The sequence below is a fragment of the Micromonospora sp. RB23 genome (genome assembly GCF_053585025.1).
Genome location: NZ_CM132111.1, coordinates 5,371,392 through 5,384,393, shown reverse-complemented (window position 1 = coordinate 5,384,393; position 13,002 = coordinate 5,371,392). Strand labels below are relative to the sequence as shown.

Genomic DNA, 13,002 nt, shown 5'->3' with positions numbered 1-13,002 from the left:
AACGGCCAGCAAGCCGGTTCCGCGGTGTCAGGACTGGGTGCGGGTCCACTGCTGGTTGAGGCCGCTTCCGCAGGTGTACTGGGTGATGTCGGTGCCGTCTGCCGTGCCGCTGCTCACCACGTCCAGGCACTTGCCGCTGTGTCGGGCGCGCAACTGGTAGTAGTTGCCGGTGGCGACCCACTGCCACTGCTGGTTGGTGCCCCCGCCGCAGGTGTACTGGACGACGTTGGCGCTGTTGGCGGTGGAGGCGTTGGCGACGTCGAGGCATTTGCCGCTGTTCTGGTTGACGATCCGGAAGTAGCCGCTACCGGCGTCGCGGAACTCCCACTTCTGGTTCGCGCCCCCGTTCCAGGACCATTGCCTGACTTCGGCGTTGTCGCTGACGGCCATGTCCAGCACGTCGACCACCTTGCCGCTGTTGCGGTTGGTGATGCGGTAGGAGAGTGGCGCCTCTCCGGTGACGGTGCCTGCGGCGGTGTCGATGGTGATGGTGGAATACCAGGTCAGACTCATGGTCGTGGCGGAGGGGAAGGCGATCGGCAACCACACGTACTGGGAGTCGTTGACCGGCCCGCCCCAGGCGCCGGCCCAGCGGTCGCCGAGGTAGAGGTAGCTCGTCGTCGACGTGCCCTGGATGGGGAGCACGAAGGCCGACTGGGAGCGGAAGGTGGTCGAGTCCCCGACGTTTGTCATGCCGGACCACGGACCGGAGATGCTGGAGGCCGTGGCGTACCTGGCCTGGTTGGGGCTCCAGCCGGTCAGGCCCGAGGTGAGCAGGAAGTAGGTGCCACCGCGCTTGAACAGGGCCGGCGCCTCACGGTTGCCGTCGTTCCAGAAGTTGCCGACCAGCGTGGCCGGGGTGAGGTAGTCGGTGCTGAGGCGGTAGATGAGCAGGTCGCGGTTCTCGTCGCCGGCGGAGATCATGTAGGCGGTGCCGCCGTCGTTGTAGAGCGTGATGTCCCGCGACATGTTGCCCAGCGGCCGGAAGCTGCCGTGGTAGGTGTAGGTGCCGTCCACGGTGGCCGAGGAGGCGACGGCGGCCCTGGCCTCGCCGTAGTCGGTGCCGTTCTCCTTGTGCATCCACATCACGTACCGGTTGGTGCTGGCGTTGTAGATGACCTTCGGCCGCTCGATGTTGGCCGATTGCAGTTCCGCCGCCGACGACTGGGTCAGCACGTTGTTGCGGAACTCCCAGTCGCGCAGGTTGGTGGAGCGGTAGACGGAGACCGCCCGGAACGTGTTGTTGGCGTTGCGGTTCTCGCCGAACCAGTAGTAGTAGTCGCCAACCTTGAGTACCCCACCGCCGTGCGCGTGCACCAGGTTGCCGGCGGTGTCGGTGAACTGCGTGCCGTTGGGGATCGTGACCGGCGCGGCCTGGGCCGGGGCAGCGGCCAGGGTGGTGACCGCCACGATCGCCGTTCCGACCAGGGTGAGCGCCGCCACCAGGGATGGAAGCAGTCTGATGCGTCTCACTACGTTCGTCCTTCCGTGGGCGGGCGGCGACCGCCACCGTCCGAACCGATTCGCTCATCAATGTACATCGATTTGTTCCGGTGCAGGTCGAGGACGATCACCGGTGGCGTGTGGACCGACCGACCGTGGTGCAGGATGCAGCGGTGACGTCCATCTACCGGACTCCCCAGGGCCGAGACAGCATCCGCCGGTGGTGCGCGCAACAGGTGGACGCGTGGTCGACCCCGCACGAGCGACGCGTGATCCGGGCCCACGGCCACGACACGCACCTCCTCACCGCCGGCGCGGGCCGGGTTACGGTTGTCCTCGTCGCCGGTGACCGCTTCAGCACGGCCGCCTACCTGCCGCTGCTCACGGCCCTGGCGCGGCAGTACCGGGTGGTGGCCGCCGACATCCCAGGTCAGCCCGGGCTGAGTTCCGACGCGGCGGAGGTCGCCGACGGCGGGCTCGCCTGGTACGCCGCGTGGCTGGGCGAGGTCGTCGAGGAGGCCACCTCCGGGCCGGTCGTGACGTTCGGGCACTCCTTCGGTGGCGCGGTGACGCTCGCCGCCGAGCATCGCCGCATCAGGGGCACGGTCGCGGTGGCGCCCGGAGGACTGTGCCGGCTCAGGGTCACCCCTCGTGTCCTGGTGGCGTTCCTGGGCTGGCTCGCGCGGCCCCGGACCACGTCGAGCCTCCGGTTGCTGCGGCTGCTGTCCGCGCCCGGCCGCACGCCCCGCGCCGAGCTGGTGGAGTGGATGACGCTCGTCGCCCGCCACACCCGTCCGGTGAGTACCGACGACCTCGTGCCGGCGGCGACGAGCAGGGCGCCGGTCGTGATCGCGAGCGGTGACCACGACGTGTTCCTACCTCCGGACCGGCTGCGCGCGGCGGCGGAACAGCGGCTTCATGCCGACGTCGACATCGTCCCCGCCGCCGGTCACCTGGTCACCGACGAGCACCCCGACACGCTCGCCGCGCTGGTCGGTCGGTTGGTCGACTGACCCGGGACGAGCGTCACACGCGATCGGCGACCATCACCCGGCCGTGCGCCAGCGACGTGGTCCTGCGGGCCGGCACGGACAGGGCCCGCGCCGCGTCCAGCAGGTCGTGGTCGTCGGTGACCGTGAAGCCGTGTCGGGTGAGCAGAGCGGCCATGGCGGCCGGTGTCCAGGTCGAACGCCACGGCTCGGTGGCCCAGAAACTGCGCCGGCCGGTGGACGCCATCAGCATCCGCGCGACGAGCCGACCCAGCGTCAGGGACGTCCCGGGCAGCTGGAAGTTGACGACGAGGCGGCTCATCGGGGCCGAGCAGGCCGCGATTGCGGCGACCGTCGTGGACACCTGCGTCGTGGTCAGGTACGGCACGACGCCCTCCCAGATCCACGTCGTGGGCTCGTCGGGGCGGTGCCCGGCGGCGGCAAGCGCCTCGGTGAGCCGGTCACGCCCGAAGTCCACCGCCACGAACGTCGGCGGTGGCCCCGGCAGACCCTCGGCGCGTTCGCGCTTGTCGCGCTGGCTGCTCGGGTGATCGACCTCGAAGACCGTCCGGCCCGCGAGTTCCGGCATCCGCCAGGCCCGACCGTCCAGCCCCGCGCCGAGGATCACCACCTGCGAGCCGCGGTGGGCGCGTACGGCGTCGTCGATCGCCACCGTGCGGGGCACGATCATCTCGGCGCAGGCCCGAACCGTCTCGTAGTCGATGCGTTGCCGCCACGACTGGGGCGCGGCATCGTCGCGTACCCGTTCGACGGCCTCGCGCTCGTCGGCGCGGAGCAGGCGCATGGCCGTCGGGTCGGCGAACCGGCCGGGAGCGACCAGGCCGTCCGCCGCCGCGCGGCCCTGGCAGACGAGCACCGCCGTACGGCTCGCGGATGGCGTCCTCGGCATCGCTCGCGCTCCCGTCCGTGTCCCGGCATCGGCTCTGTGTGCCGACGGTACCGCCGCGGAAAGCCAGTTGACCGCACCCGATAGCCTTCGCGGCTATGGGCGCGATCAAACCGTGGCATCTTGTGGTCCTCAGCCTCTGCTGCCTGCTGCCGTTCACGGCGGCAGTCGCCGGCGGAGTCTGGGCCGTACTCCGCAAGCGCAACCGACGCTGAGCCCGGTCGGCCCACGGCGAGGACCCGCCCCGCTGACCGCCACGGCTGCCGACACAATGGGCGCGTGCAGGACACCGTCGCCGTCGCGCTGATCACATCACTGTCCACGTTGACCGCCGCCGCCCTGACCGGGCTGATCGCCGCGCGCAGCACCCGCCGTCAGCTCGCCCACCAGCTCACCATCGCCCGGCAGGAGAGCGCCGACCGGGCCGCCGCCCGGCGCGAGGAGCTGCGGCGCGACGCGTACGTCGGGTTCCTCGGCGCCTGCGACGCGGCGTACCGGCGGCTGGACCGGCGGTGGATCGAGCCGGGCGCGGACGCGGTCACGCCCGGCTACGACGAGACGTACGCGGCGATGCGCGCCGTGGACGAGGCGTACAACCTGGTGTTGCTCCAAGGCCCGGCGGACGTCGCGGCGGCGGGCCGGTCGGTGGTGGCCAGCCTGACGACGGAGTACGCCGAGCAGCGCCGGCTCGCCGGCGAGCCGGGCGACGCGGCGGCGTCGCTGCGCGACCGGCACCGGGAGCGCTGGCTCGCGGCCATCGAGGTACGCACGGACCGCCGCGTCGCGTTCGTCGACGCCGCGCGCCCGGCGGTGGACCGCGAGGGGTGAGGGGCTGCCCCCTATGCTCGGGCGGGGAGGTGGTCAGGTGGATATGTCCGGCATCGGCGCGGTGCTCTTCGACATGGACGGCACCCTGGTGGACTCCGACGCCGCCGTCGAGAGGGCCTGGGAGCGGTGGGCGTCCGAGTACGACGTCGTACCGGCGGCGGCACTCGCGATCGGGCACGGCAGATCCGCCGAGCAGACGATCCGTCGGCTCCTTCCCGCTCTCGACGACGCGGCGGTCGCCGTGGCGGCGGCACGGCAGTTGGCGTTGCAGTACGACGACCTGTCCGACGTGACCGCCACCCCGGGCGCCCTCGATCTGCTGTCGACGTTGGGCCGGCTGGGGTTGCCCTGGGCGGTGGTGACCAGCGCCGACGTCCGACTGGCCGAGGCTCGGCTCGGTGCCGCCGGCATCGCGCCACAGGTGTTGGTGACGGTGGAGGACGTCCGGGAGGGCAAGCCGGCGCCGGAGGGCTATCTCCGCGCCGCCGCGCTGCTCGACGTGCCTCCGGCGCGCTGCCTGGTCGTCGAGGACGCCGAGGTCGGGTTGCGGGCCGGGCGCGCGGCCGGCGCGGTGACCGCCGCGCTGAGGGGACTCGACGGCGACGTACGCCTGGACGACCTGGGGCAGTTGGCAGGCCGGTTCCGGGCGGCGACCGCGGCGAGCTGACCGCTGGGGCCTCAGCCGAGGCGGGCCGCCAGCCAGGGGAGCAGGGCGTCGGCGTGGGCCTGCTGGAACGCCCGCAGGGTGGGGATGCCGGGCGGCGGCGGGCGGCGGGCGGTGTCGGCGAAGAAGCCGGCCAGCCCGGCGTACACGCCGGTGATCGCCGCGGGGTCGACGTCGGCGGTGAGCGGCAGCCGGCGCAGCAGCGCCTCGGTGTCGTGCCCGCCGTGCAGCCGTACGTTCACCAGCAGAAGCGCCGTGTCGAGCCAGGCGGGCCCCCGGCAGGCCCACGGCCAGTCGACCACCGTCACCGTGCCGGCGGTGTCGAGCAGCAGGTTGTCGGCCCGTACGTCGACGTGGCAGAGCGTGTCCCCGGTGAGCGCGGCGACGCCCTCGTCGGCGGCCGCCCGCAACTCGCCGAGGTGCGCCCGGGCCCACGGATCGAGGTGTGGCGGCGGGTCGGCGGCGATCCGGTCCCAGCCCGCGAAGTCCCGGGCCAGCAGGTCGGCGGCGGTCGGCGCGTGCCCGACGGGGTTGGGGGTGAGCGCGACGGCCATCGCCTCCAGGGCGTCCAGGACGCGGGTCAGCTCGTCGGACCGCCACGGGGTACGGGGGTGGCGTCCGGCCGCGTCGGAGAAGACCAGCGCCACCCAGTCCCCGTCGTCGTAGCAGCCCAGCAGGCGGGGTGTCGGCGCCGTCGCCGGGAGCGCGCCGGCGATCCGCGCCTCGGCGCGGTGCATGACCGGACTGTCCGGGTTCAACGCCGGGTTGACCGCCTTCACGAACGCCCGCCGGCCGGTCGCGGTGCGGACCCGGTCGGCGGTGCCCGGCGAGTAGCCGCCCGGCTGGGAGACCGCCTCGACCACCCGGTCGCCGATGATCTCCTCGACGGCGGACCGCACCGTCACCGGCAGATCACCCCAGCCGATCCGCGTCGCCGCCCCCGGTGCCATCCCGCCACGGTGCACCCCGGCCCACCCCCGCGACAACCCGATTTCCGCCGCCCCCACTCCGGTGATCATGAGGTTGGCGCGCGCCGAAGAGATCAACTCTCCCGCTAACCTCATGATCACCGCGCCCGGGGCTGGGGTGGGTGTGGTGGAGTGGTGGCGGAATTCGACCGAGCAGAAGGAGACCGCGGTGGAGTTGGCCCTGACCCCGATGACCGAGCAGGAGCTGGCCCGGCTGCGGGAACCGCTGGAGGTCGGGTACGCCGAGGACCTGGTCGCGCACCGCGGCCTGACCTCGGAGGCGGCCCGGGAGCGGTCGGCCGAGCAGCTACGCGAGATGCTGCCGGCGGGCGCGGCCACCGAGCGGGTGCTGTTGCGGGTGGCGCGGGTCGACGACACCGAGGTCGGCTGGATCTGGGTGAGCCTGCCCGCGAACGCCGACACCCGACAGGCCTGGATCTACAACATCGAGGTACATCCGGCGCACCAGGGACGTGGACACGCACGGCGGATGATCCAGCTCATCGAGGCCGAACTGGCCGAACTCGGCGTACCCGAGCTGGGGTTGAACGTCTTCGGCACGAACACCGTGGCGATCGGCCTCTACCGGAGTCTGGGCTTCGAGGTCACCTCGCAGCAGATGGCGAAGCGGATCGACCCACCGAGCTGAACCGGGACTGTTCACCTGCCCAGCGGGAAACCCGCGCGGACCGCACCTGGGGAGGAGCGACGGATGACGCACGGCCACGGACTGACCATCGGTGTGCTCGGCTCGTACGGCGGCCGGAACCTCGGCGACGAGGCGATCCTCACCGGCCTGCTCACCGATCTCCGCACGCAGGAGCCGAACGCCCGGATCATCGTCTTCTCCCGCCACCCGGAACACACCCGGGCGGCCCACCCGGACGTCGAGGCGGTGCCGTGGGAGGGCGTCAGTCGCACCGACTCGGCGCTGGTGCTGGCCCAGCTCGACCTGCTGATCCTGGGCGGCGGAGGGATCCTCTACGACCGGGAGGCCCGCCGCTACCTGCGGGTCGTCCGGGTCGCCCAGGAACGCGGCCTGCCTCTCATCACGTACGCGGTGGGGGTCGGCCCGCTCAGCGACTCGGTCGACACCGGCATGGTCCGTGAGACGCTGGCCGGCGCGACCCAGGTGACCGTCCGGGACCAGGAGTCCCGGATGGTCCTGGAGGAGGCGGGACTGCTCAACCCCATCACGGTCACCGCCGACCCGGCGTTCCTGTTGCAGCCGGCCGACTTTCCGACGCACCTGCTGGCCGAGGAGGGTGTGCCGGTCGGCAAGCGGCTGGTCGGGATCAGCGTGCGGGAGCCGGGGCGGGCCGCCGAACGTCTCGACGTCGACGGCTACCACCGGCTGCTGGCCCAGATCGGTGACTTCCTGGTGCACCGCATCGACGCGTACGTGCTGTTCGTGCCCATGGAACGCGACGACATCCGGCACTCGCACGGGGTGCTGTCCCACATGGTCGCCGCCGAGCGGGGTCGCATCCTGCACGGCAGCTACTCGCCGGAGCAGGTGCTCGGGCTGATGCGCCACTTCGACCTGGCCGTCGGCATGCGCCTGCACTTCCTGATCTTCGCGGCGATGGTGGGTACGCCGTTCCTGCCACTGCCGTACGCGGGAAAGGTCTTCGACCTGGCCCAGCGGCTCGGTGTGCCGGCGCTGCGGGGCGTGGAGCGCGAGGTGGAGGGGCCGCTGCTGGCCGAGGTCGACCGGCTGTGGGACGAACGCGAACAGCGCGCCGAGGCCACCGCCCGCCGGGTCGCCGAGGTCTGTGAGCAGGCCCGGGGCACCTCCGAGGTCACCCGTGGCGTGCTGGACCAGTTGCGCAGCCAGACCCTCACCCGGGCCTGACCGGCGGTCACACCGCCGGACCGGTCCAGCGGTAGCGCCACTCGCGGGCCTCCTCGCGGGCGGCTTCCAACTCGTAGATCTGCGCCTCGGCCAGCCCACCGGGCCCGAGGTGGTGGTGGGTGAGCGGCGGGCGGCCGTTGGTGTCCAGCTCGACGGTCACGGTCTGCCCGTCCGCCGTGCCGCCGACGAGTGGGATCTGCACGGATGAAGCCATGCGCCCATCCTGCCGGTCGTGCGGGCACCTCGCAGCGGGATGCGGGGCAGCGCGAAGCCTGCCACGTGGTTAGTGTCGGCGGATGGCAGAGCAGACCATCGATCCGGCGCTCGGCCCGGTGCTCGCCCGCGTCGGCGACGAGCGCGCCGTCCTGGAGGCGTTCCTCGACTTCCACCGCTCGATGGTGGTGCGCAAGGTGCGGGGTCTGTCCGACGACGAGGCCGCCCGCCGGCTGGTGCCCTCCGCGACCACGCTCGCCGGGCTGGTCAAGCACCTGGCGCTGGTCGAGCGGAACTGGTTCCCGGTGCTGCTGGCCCCCGAGCCCGGCGACGTCTACCTCCGCTCCGAGGAGGACGCGGTGGCGAGCTTCACCCTCGACGAGCGGGACACGGTCGACGGGCTCGTCGAGGCGTACGAGCGGGCATGCGACCGGTCCCGGGCGGTCGTCGCGCGGTTCGACCTCGACCACGTGGTGCCGCATCCGCAGCTCGGCGAGGTGTCGGTGCGCTGGATCCTGGTCCACCTCGTCGAGGAGACCGCCCGGCACGCCGGCCACGCCGACATCCTGCGCGAACTGACCGACGGGTCGACCGGCGCCGTCTGAGCCTGGCGGGTCACCCGACGACTCGCCGATCTTGCACTTTCTGTCCCGACGTAACGGGCATTACCACGCAGGTCAACGACAGAAACCGCAAGATCGGCGCGGGCTTGTCGCGCGGGGCCGCCTATCCTGGGCCGGAGCGGCGACGAGGGGGAGTACGTGCTGGTCATCCACGGGCTGTGGCTGCCCGGCTGCGGGCTCGCCGTCTGGGGCGAGGACAGCTCCGCGCCGGTTCCCGTCGCGCGCTCCGGTCGGCCACCCCGGGAGCGCCCGCACCCGTTCGCCGCCGGACACGCCGACCTGGTCGCGGCCCTCGACGACGCCGCCGCGCCGGCCCGCCCGGCCACCGCGCCGCTCACCCTGCCCACGCGGGCGGGCGCACCGACCGACTCACCCGAACTGATCCGGACGACCGTCGCACCCGAGGTCCGCGGCCGGCTCACCCTCGCCGCCTGGCAGGTTCCCACCCTGGTGTACGCCCCGGACGACGCCCTGCCCCTGCTCCGCGCCCTGGACGATCTCCCGGTGGTGTGCGGGGCGACCCTGCGGCACCTCGCGGAGCTGGCCGAGTTCGCCGCCGACCTGGTGGCCCGGGGCCGCGTCCTGCCCGGCGTCCACACCCTGGCCGGCTCGGTGGATGAGGGGGCGGCTCAACTGGTCGCGCGGGCGGTGTGGCGTCCGCTGCTGACCGGCACCGACGCCGGATGGGCCCGCTCGCTGGCCCTGGCCCTGCCGCCGGCCACCCGAGCCGCCGCCGTGGACGCTGCGGGCGACGGCGAGCCGACCGCCGCCGCACTGGTGGCGGACGCGCTCGACACGCTCACCGACGCCGCCGCCCGGGCCGCCCTCGCGAACACCACCCTGGCCCGGGGAGTGCGCCCGGCTGGGCCCGCGCCGGCCTGGCTGGCCGCGCTCGCCGGGCCCCACCGCGACTTCACCGTCGACGATGAGGCGGCGCTGAACCTGCTGCGTACCGAGCTGGACGACTGGCAGCGCGACGCGGCCGGCGGGGCCGTGCGGGCCAGCTTCCGACTGGTCGAGCCGGCCCCCGACGAGGTCACCGAACCCATCCTGGCCACCCGCCCGTCCGGCGACAGCACGCCCGTCACCTCGACCGACACGACCCGCTGGCGGTTGGAGTTCGGGTTGCAGGGCGCCGACGAGCCGGGCCTGCACATCGACGCCGCCGAGGTCTGGCGGGCGCACACGACCAGCCCTACGGGCAGCCCGCAGGAAACCCTGCTGGCGGAGCTGGGCCGGGCCAGCCGACTCTGGCCGGACCTGGACGCCGCGCTGCGCACCGCCGCCCCCGAGGCGATGGAGTTGGACGTCGAGGGCGCGCACCGGTTCCTCAGCGAGGGCGCGCCGGTGCTGCACGCCGCCGGCTTCGGGGTGCTGCTGCCCTCGTGGTGGCAGCGCCCGTCGGCGCGGCTCGGCGCGCGGCTGCGCGCCCGCAGCCGTACCGCGCCCGGCACGGTGGCCGGCACCGAGGCCGGCGTCGGGTTGGACGCGCTCGTCGACTACCGCTGGGAGATCGCGCTCGGCGACCAGCCGCTGTCGGCCGAGGAGTTGGCGGCGCTGGCCGAGCTGAAGACCCCGCTGGTACGTCTGCGTGGCCGGTGGGTGGAGCTGGACCCGGGACGGCTCGCCGCCGGTCTGCGCCTGCTCCGCTCGGCCGGCGAGCTGACCGTCGCCGACCTGCTGCGCCTGGGGCTCACCGACGGCGAGGACACCGGGGCGCTGCCGGTGCTGGAGGTGAGCGCCGACGGCGCGCTGGGCGACCTGCTCGCCGGGGCGGTCGAACACCGGCTCACCCCGCTCGACCCGCCGCCGGGATTCGCCGGGACGCTGCGGCCGTACCAGCAGCGGGGGTTGGCCTGGCTGGCCTTCCTGCGGTCGCTGGGGCTCGGCGGGGTGCTGGCCGACGACATGGGGCTGGGCAAGACCGTGCAGCTGCTCGCGCTGCTCGCCGGAGACCCGCCGGACGCCGGGCCGACGCTGCTGGTCTGTCCGATGTCGCTGGTCGGCAACTGGCAGCGCGAGGCGGCGAAGTTCACGCCGGGGCTGCGGGTGCACGTACACCATGGCGCGGAGCGCGCGCGGGGGGCGGAGTTCACGACGGCCGCGCACGGCGCGGACCTGGTCCTCACCACCTACTCGGTGGCCGCCCGCGACGCCGTCGACCTGGCCGGCATCGACTGGCACCGGGTGGTGGTGGACGAGGCGCAGGCGATCAAGAACGCCTCCACCCGGCAGGCCGAGGCGGTCCGCGCGCTGCCCGCCCGGCAGCGGGTGGCGGTGACCGGCACGCCGGTGGAGAACCGGCTCGCCGACCTCTGGTCGATCATGCAGTTCGCCAATCCGGGGCTGCTCGGTCCGGCCGCGACGTTCCGCAAGCGGTTCGCCGAGCCGATCGAGCGCCACGGCGACGCCGAGGCCGCCGAGCGGCTGCGCCGGATCACCGGCCCGTTCGTGCTGCGCCGGCTCAAGACCGACTCGTCGATCATCTCGGACCTGCCGGAGAAGCTGGAGATGGAGGTGGTCTGCAACCTGACCGCCGAGCAGGCCGCCCTCTACCAGGTGGTGGTCGACGACATGCTCGCCCGGATCGAGACCAGCGACGGCATCGAGCGGCGCGGGCTGGTGCTGGCCACCATGACCCGGCTCAAGCAGGTCTGCAACCACCCGGCCCAGTTGCTGCGCGACGGCTCCCCGCTGGACGGGCGCTCGGGCAAGCTGGCCCGGCTCACCGAGATTTTGGAGGAGGTGTTGGCGGCGGGGGAGCGGGCGCTGCTGTTCACCCAGTACGCCGAGTTCGGGGCGATGCTGCGCGGTCACCTGTCGGCGCGGTTCGGCCGGGAGGTGCTGTTCCTGCACGGCGGGCTCGGCAAGGCCGAGCGGGACGCAATGGTGCAGCGTTTCCAGTCCGCCGACGGTCCACCGCTGTTCGTGCTCTCCCTCAAGGCCGGCGGCACCGGCCTCACCCTGACCGCCGCCAACCACGTGGTGCACGTGGACCGGTGGTGGAACCCGGCGGTGGAGGACCAGGCCACCGACCGGGCGTTCCGGATCGGGCAGCGGCGACGCGTGCAGGTCCGCAAGTTCGTGTGCGCGGGCACGGTCGAGGAGAAGGTGGCCGCGTTGATCGCGGACAAGCGCAACCTCGCCGAGCGGGTGGTCGGCACCGGCGAGCAGTGGATCACCGAGCTGTCCACGGGTCAGCTCCGGGACCTGTTCGCCCTGGAGGCCGGGGCGGTGGTGGAGTGACCGACTTCGCCGACTACGGCCGCCCCCGCAAGGTCGACGGGGGACTGAAGGCGCGCAGCACCCGGGGCGCGATCGGACGATCCTGGTGGTCCCGGCGGTTCCTGGAGGTGCTGGAGTCGTTCGCGCTCGGCACCCGGCTGACCCGGGGCCGGTCGTACGCCCGGGCCGGTCAGGTCCTCCGGCTCGACATCACGCCCGGCCGGGTCACCGCCCAGGTGCAGGGCTCCCGGCCCCGGCCGTACGAGGTCTCGATCGGGTTGGCGGAGTTCCCGGAGACGCTCTGGTCCCGGATCGAGGACGAGTTGGCCGGGCAGGCGTTCTTCAGCGCCCGCCTGCTCGCCGGGGACCTGCCCGACGAGCTGGAGGAGCTGTTCGCCGCGGCGGGCGCCCCGCTCTTTCCCGCCGCCGTCGACGAGCTGACGCAGCGCTGCAACTGCCCCGACTTCGCGGTGCCGTGCAAGCACCTCGCGGCCACGTTCTACCTGCTCGCCGAGGCGTTCGACGCGGACCCGTTCGAGCTGCTGCACTGGCGCGGCCGATCGCGCGCGGACCTGCTTGACCGGCTGCGCGCCCGCCGTGCCGAGGCGACCGGCACGCCGGCGTCGCCCGCGCCGTCCTCCATCGTGGACACGGGCCCGTCGGCGGTCGACGTGCTGCCACCGGCCGGCGCGTCCCGGGCGCTCGCCGGACTGGCCGTTCCGCCCCTCACGGACGCGGTGGACCGCTTCTGGACGGCGCCCGTGCCGCTGCCCGACCGGCCACCCCGACTGGCCACCGGGCCGGATCTCCTGCTGCGCCAGCTCGGTCCGCCGGCGCCGGCCATCGGTGGGCCGGGCCTGCTGGAACGGCTGCGCCGCGCGTACCGGGCCTTCGGCCCCGGATGAGCCGTCACGTCCAGCGGCGGCGGAACCGCCACATGATCGCAGCGTTGGCCACCAGCACCACCGCGCAGATCGCGCCGGCCAGGCGTCCGGCGAACACGGCCATCGCCGGGAGCGACGCCCACAGCAGGATGGTCAACAACATCAGATAACGGCCCCGACGGGCCCGGACCCGATGGTCGAGCCGGGCGAAGAAGGCCGGGTCGCTCTCCCGGAGCTGACGGGTGATCTGGTCGAACCTGCGCTGATCCTCTTTGCTGAGCATGGCGCTGCCTTCCCCTCACGCGTTCAGCGGTTCGGCGGCATACCCGCTGCGGCGGCGGCTCACGCTCCTGCTCGTCCTACTTTTCCCCAGCGTGAGAGCACCTCACGTCCGGCTTATCCA

12 protein-coding genes and 2 pseudogenes are annotated in these 13,002 nt (G+C 73.2%); 9 read left to right on the top strand and 5 right to left on the bottom strand.

Annotated elements, in window-relative coordinates; all coding sequences use genetic code 11:
* Window positions 1-27: 27 nt before the first annotated feature.
* Window positions 28-1,473 (bottom strand): RICIN domain-containing protein, encoded by a 1,446-nt coding sequence (locus ACTFTM_RS24380; protein ID WP_449562780.1) that lies wholly within the window; start codon window positions 1,471-1,473, stop codon window positions 28-30.
* A 143-nt stretch (window positions 1,474-1,616) separates the two neighbouring features.
* Here ACTFTM_RS24380 and ACTFTM_RS24375 point away from each other — a divergent pair, with 143 nt between their 5' ends.
* Window positions 1,617-2,456 carry an alpha/beta fold hydrolase gene (locus tag ACTFTM_RS24375; protein WP_449562779.1) on the top strand — a complete coding sequence of 280 codons (840 nt, stop codon included), beginning with the start codon at window positions 1,617-1,619 and terminating at the stop codon, window positions 2,454-2,456.
* Window positions 2,457-2,469: 13 nt separating this feature from the next.
* On the opposite strand, the gene ACTFTM_RS24370 is transcribed toward ACTFTM_RS24375, so the two are convergent.
* The gene (locus ACTFTM_RS24370) at window positions 2,470-3,342 is read right to left on the bottom strand and encodes a class I SAM-dependent methyltransferase (protein ID WP_449562778.1); all 873 of its coding nucleotides are present in this window, start codon (window positions 3,340-3,342) and stop codon (window positions 2,470-2,472) included.
* A 276-nt stretch (window positions 3,343-3,618) separates the two neighbouring features.
* Here ACTFTM_RS24370 and ACTFTM_RS24365 point away from each other — a divergent pair, with 276 nt between their 5' ends.
* Window positions 3,619-4,167 carry a hypothetical protein gene (locus tag ACTFTM_RS24365; protein WP_449562777.1) on the top strand — a complete coding sequence of 183 codons (549 nt, stop codon included), beginning with the start codon at window positions 3,619-3,621 and terminating at the stop codon, window positions 4,165-4,167.
* A gap of 43 nt (window positions 4,168-4,210) precedes the next feature.
* Window positions 4,211-4,834 (top strand): HAD-IA family hydrolase, encoded by a 624-nt coding sequence (locus tag ACTFTM_RS24360; RefSeq protein ID WP_449566717.1) that lies wholly within the window; start codon window positions 4,211-4,213, stop codon window positions 4,832-4,834.
* 11 nt (window positions 4,835-4,845) lie between these two features.
* Here the strand turns inward: ACTFTM_RS24360 and ACTFTM_RS24355 are convergent, their stop codons facing one another.
* Window positions 4,846-5,781, bottom strand: coding sequence for a phosphotransferase (locus tag ACTFTM_RS24355; protein WP_449562776.1), 936 nt, complete (start codon window positions 5,779-5,781; stop codon window positions 4,846-4,848).
* A 112-nt stretch (window positions 5,782-5,893) separates the two neighbouring features.
* Here ACTFTM_RS24355 and ACTFTM_RS24350 point away from each other — a divergent pair, with 112 nt between their 5' ends.
* Together ACTFTM_RS24350 and ACTFTM_RS24345 are read left to right on the top strand one after the other, a co-directional pair.
* On the top strand, window positions 5,894-6,448 hold the full coding sequence (locus ACTFTM_RS24350; protein ID WP_449562775.1) for a GNAT family N-acetyltransferase: 555 nt from the start codon (window positions 5,894-5,896) through the stop codon (window positions 6,446-6,448).
* A gap of 63 nt (window positions 6,449-6,511) precedes the next feature.
* Window positions 6,512-7,654, top strand: a complete 1,143-nt coding sequence (locus ACTFTM_RS24345; protein WP_449562774.1) for a polysaccharide pyruvyl transferase family protein — start codon at window positions 6,512-6,514, stop codon at window positions 7,652-7,654.
* A 7-nt stretch (window positions 7,655-7,661) separates the two neighbouring features.
* Here the strand turns inward: ACTFTM_RS24345 and ACTFTM_RS24340 are convergent, their stop codons facing one another.
* Window positions 7,662-7,868: a hypothetical protein gene (locus ACTFTM_RS24340; RefSeq protein ID WP_435209291.1), complete on the bottom strand. Its 207-nt coding sequence runs from the start codon at window positions 7,866-7,868 to the stop codon at window positions 7,662-7,664.
* An 82-nt stretch (window positions 7,869-7,950) separates the two neighbouring features.
* On the opposite strand from ACTFTM_RS24340, the gene ACTFTM_RS24335 reads away from it, so the two are divergent.
* The 4 genes and pseudogenes from ACTFTM_RS24335 (at window position 7,951) to ACTFTM_RS24320 (ending at window position 12,620) form a co-directional block, all read left to right on the top strand.
* Window positions 7,951-8,472, top strand: coding sequence for a DinB family protein (locus ACTFTM_RS24335; RefSeq protein ID WP_449562773.1), 522 nt, complete (start codon window positions 7,951-7,953; stop codon window positions 8,470-8,472).
* Between the two features lie 156 nt (window positions 8,473-8,628).
* Window positions 8,629-9,523 (top strand): annotated as a pseudogene (locus ACTFTM_RS24330) (ATP-dependent helicase); the annotation flags it as partial.
* A 74-nt stretch (window positions 9,524-9,597) separates the two neighbouring features.
* Window positions 9,598-11,736, top strand: a pseudogene (locus ACTFTM_RS24325) (DEAD/DEAH box helicase); the annotation flags it as partial.
* Window positions 11,733-12,620: an SWIM zinc finger family protein gene (locus ACTFTM_RS24320; protein ID WP_449562772.1), complete on the top strand. Its 888-nt coding sequence runs from the start codon at window positions 11,733-11,735 to the stop codon at window positions 12,618-12,620. The pseudogene ACTFTM_RS24325 and the gene ACTFTM_RS24320, both read left to right, overlap by 4 nt.
* A 4-nt stretch (window positions 12,621-12,624) precedes the next feature.
* On the opposite strand, the gene ACTFTM_RS24315 is transcribed toward ACTFTM_RS24320, so the two are convergent.
* A complete protein-coding gene (locus tag ACTFTM_RS24315; protein ID WP_422736250.1) occupies window positions 12,625-12,882 on the bottom strand; it encodes a DUF3040 domain-containing protein in 258 nt (85 codons plus the stop codon).
* Window positions 12,883-13,002 lie beyond the last annotated feature (120 nt).

What these genes read in the sequence shown, in the direction of transcription:
- ACTFTM_RS24350 (WP_449562775.1), top strand. Translation starts at nt 5,894, where the DNA reads ATGATCACCGCGCCCGGGGCTGGGGTGGGTGTGGTGGAGTGGTGGCGG.
- ACTFTM_RS24370 (WP_449562778.1), bottom strand. Translation starts at nt 3,342, where the DNA reads ATGCCGAGGACGCCATCCGCGAGCCGTACGGCGGTGCTCGTCTGCCAG.
- ACTFTM_RS24360 (WP_449566717.1), top strand. Translation starts at nt 4,211, where the DNA reads ATGTCCGGCATCGGCGCGGTGCTCTTCGACATGGACGGCACCCTGGTG.
- ACTFTM_RS24335 (WP_449562773.1), top strand. Translation starts at nt 7,951, where the DNA reads ATGGCAGAGCAGACCATCGATCCGGCGCTCGGCCCGGTGCTCGCCCGC.
- ACTFTM_RS24340 (WP_435209291.1), bottom strand. Translation starts at nt 7,868, where the DNA reads ATGGCTTCATCCGTGCAGATCCCACTCGTCGGCGGCACGGCGGACGGG.
- ACTFTM_RS24315 (WP_422736250.1), bottom strand. Translation starts at nt 12,882, where the DNA reads ATGCTCAGCAAAGAGGATCAGCGCAGGTTCGACCAGATCACCCGTCAG.
- ACTFTM_RS24345 (WP_449562774.1), top strand. Translation starts at nt 6,512, where the DNA reads ATGACGCACGGCCACGGACTGACCATCGGTGTGCTCGGCTCGTACGGC.
- ACTFTM_RS24355 (WP_449562776.1), bottom strand. Translation starts at nt 5,781, where the DNA reads ATGGCACCGGGGGCGGCGACGCGGATCGGCTGGGGTGATCTGCCGGTG.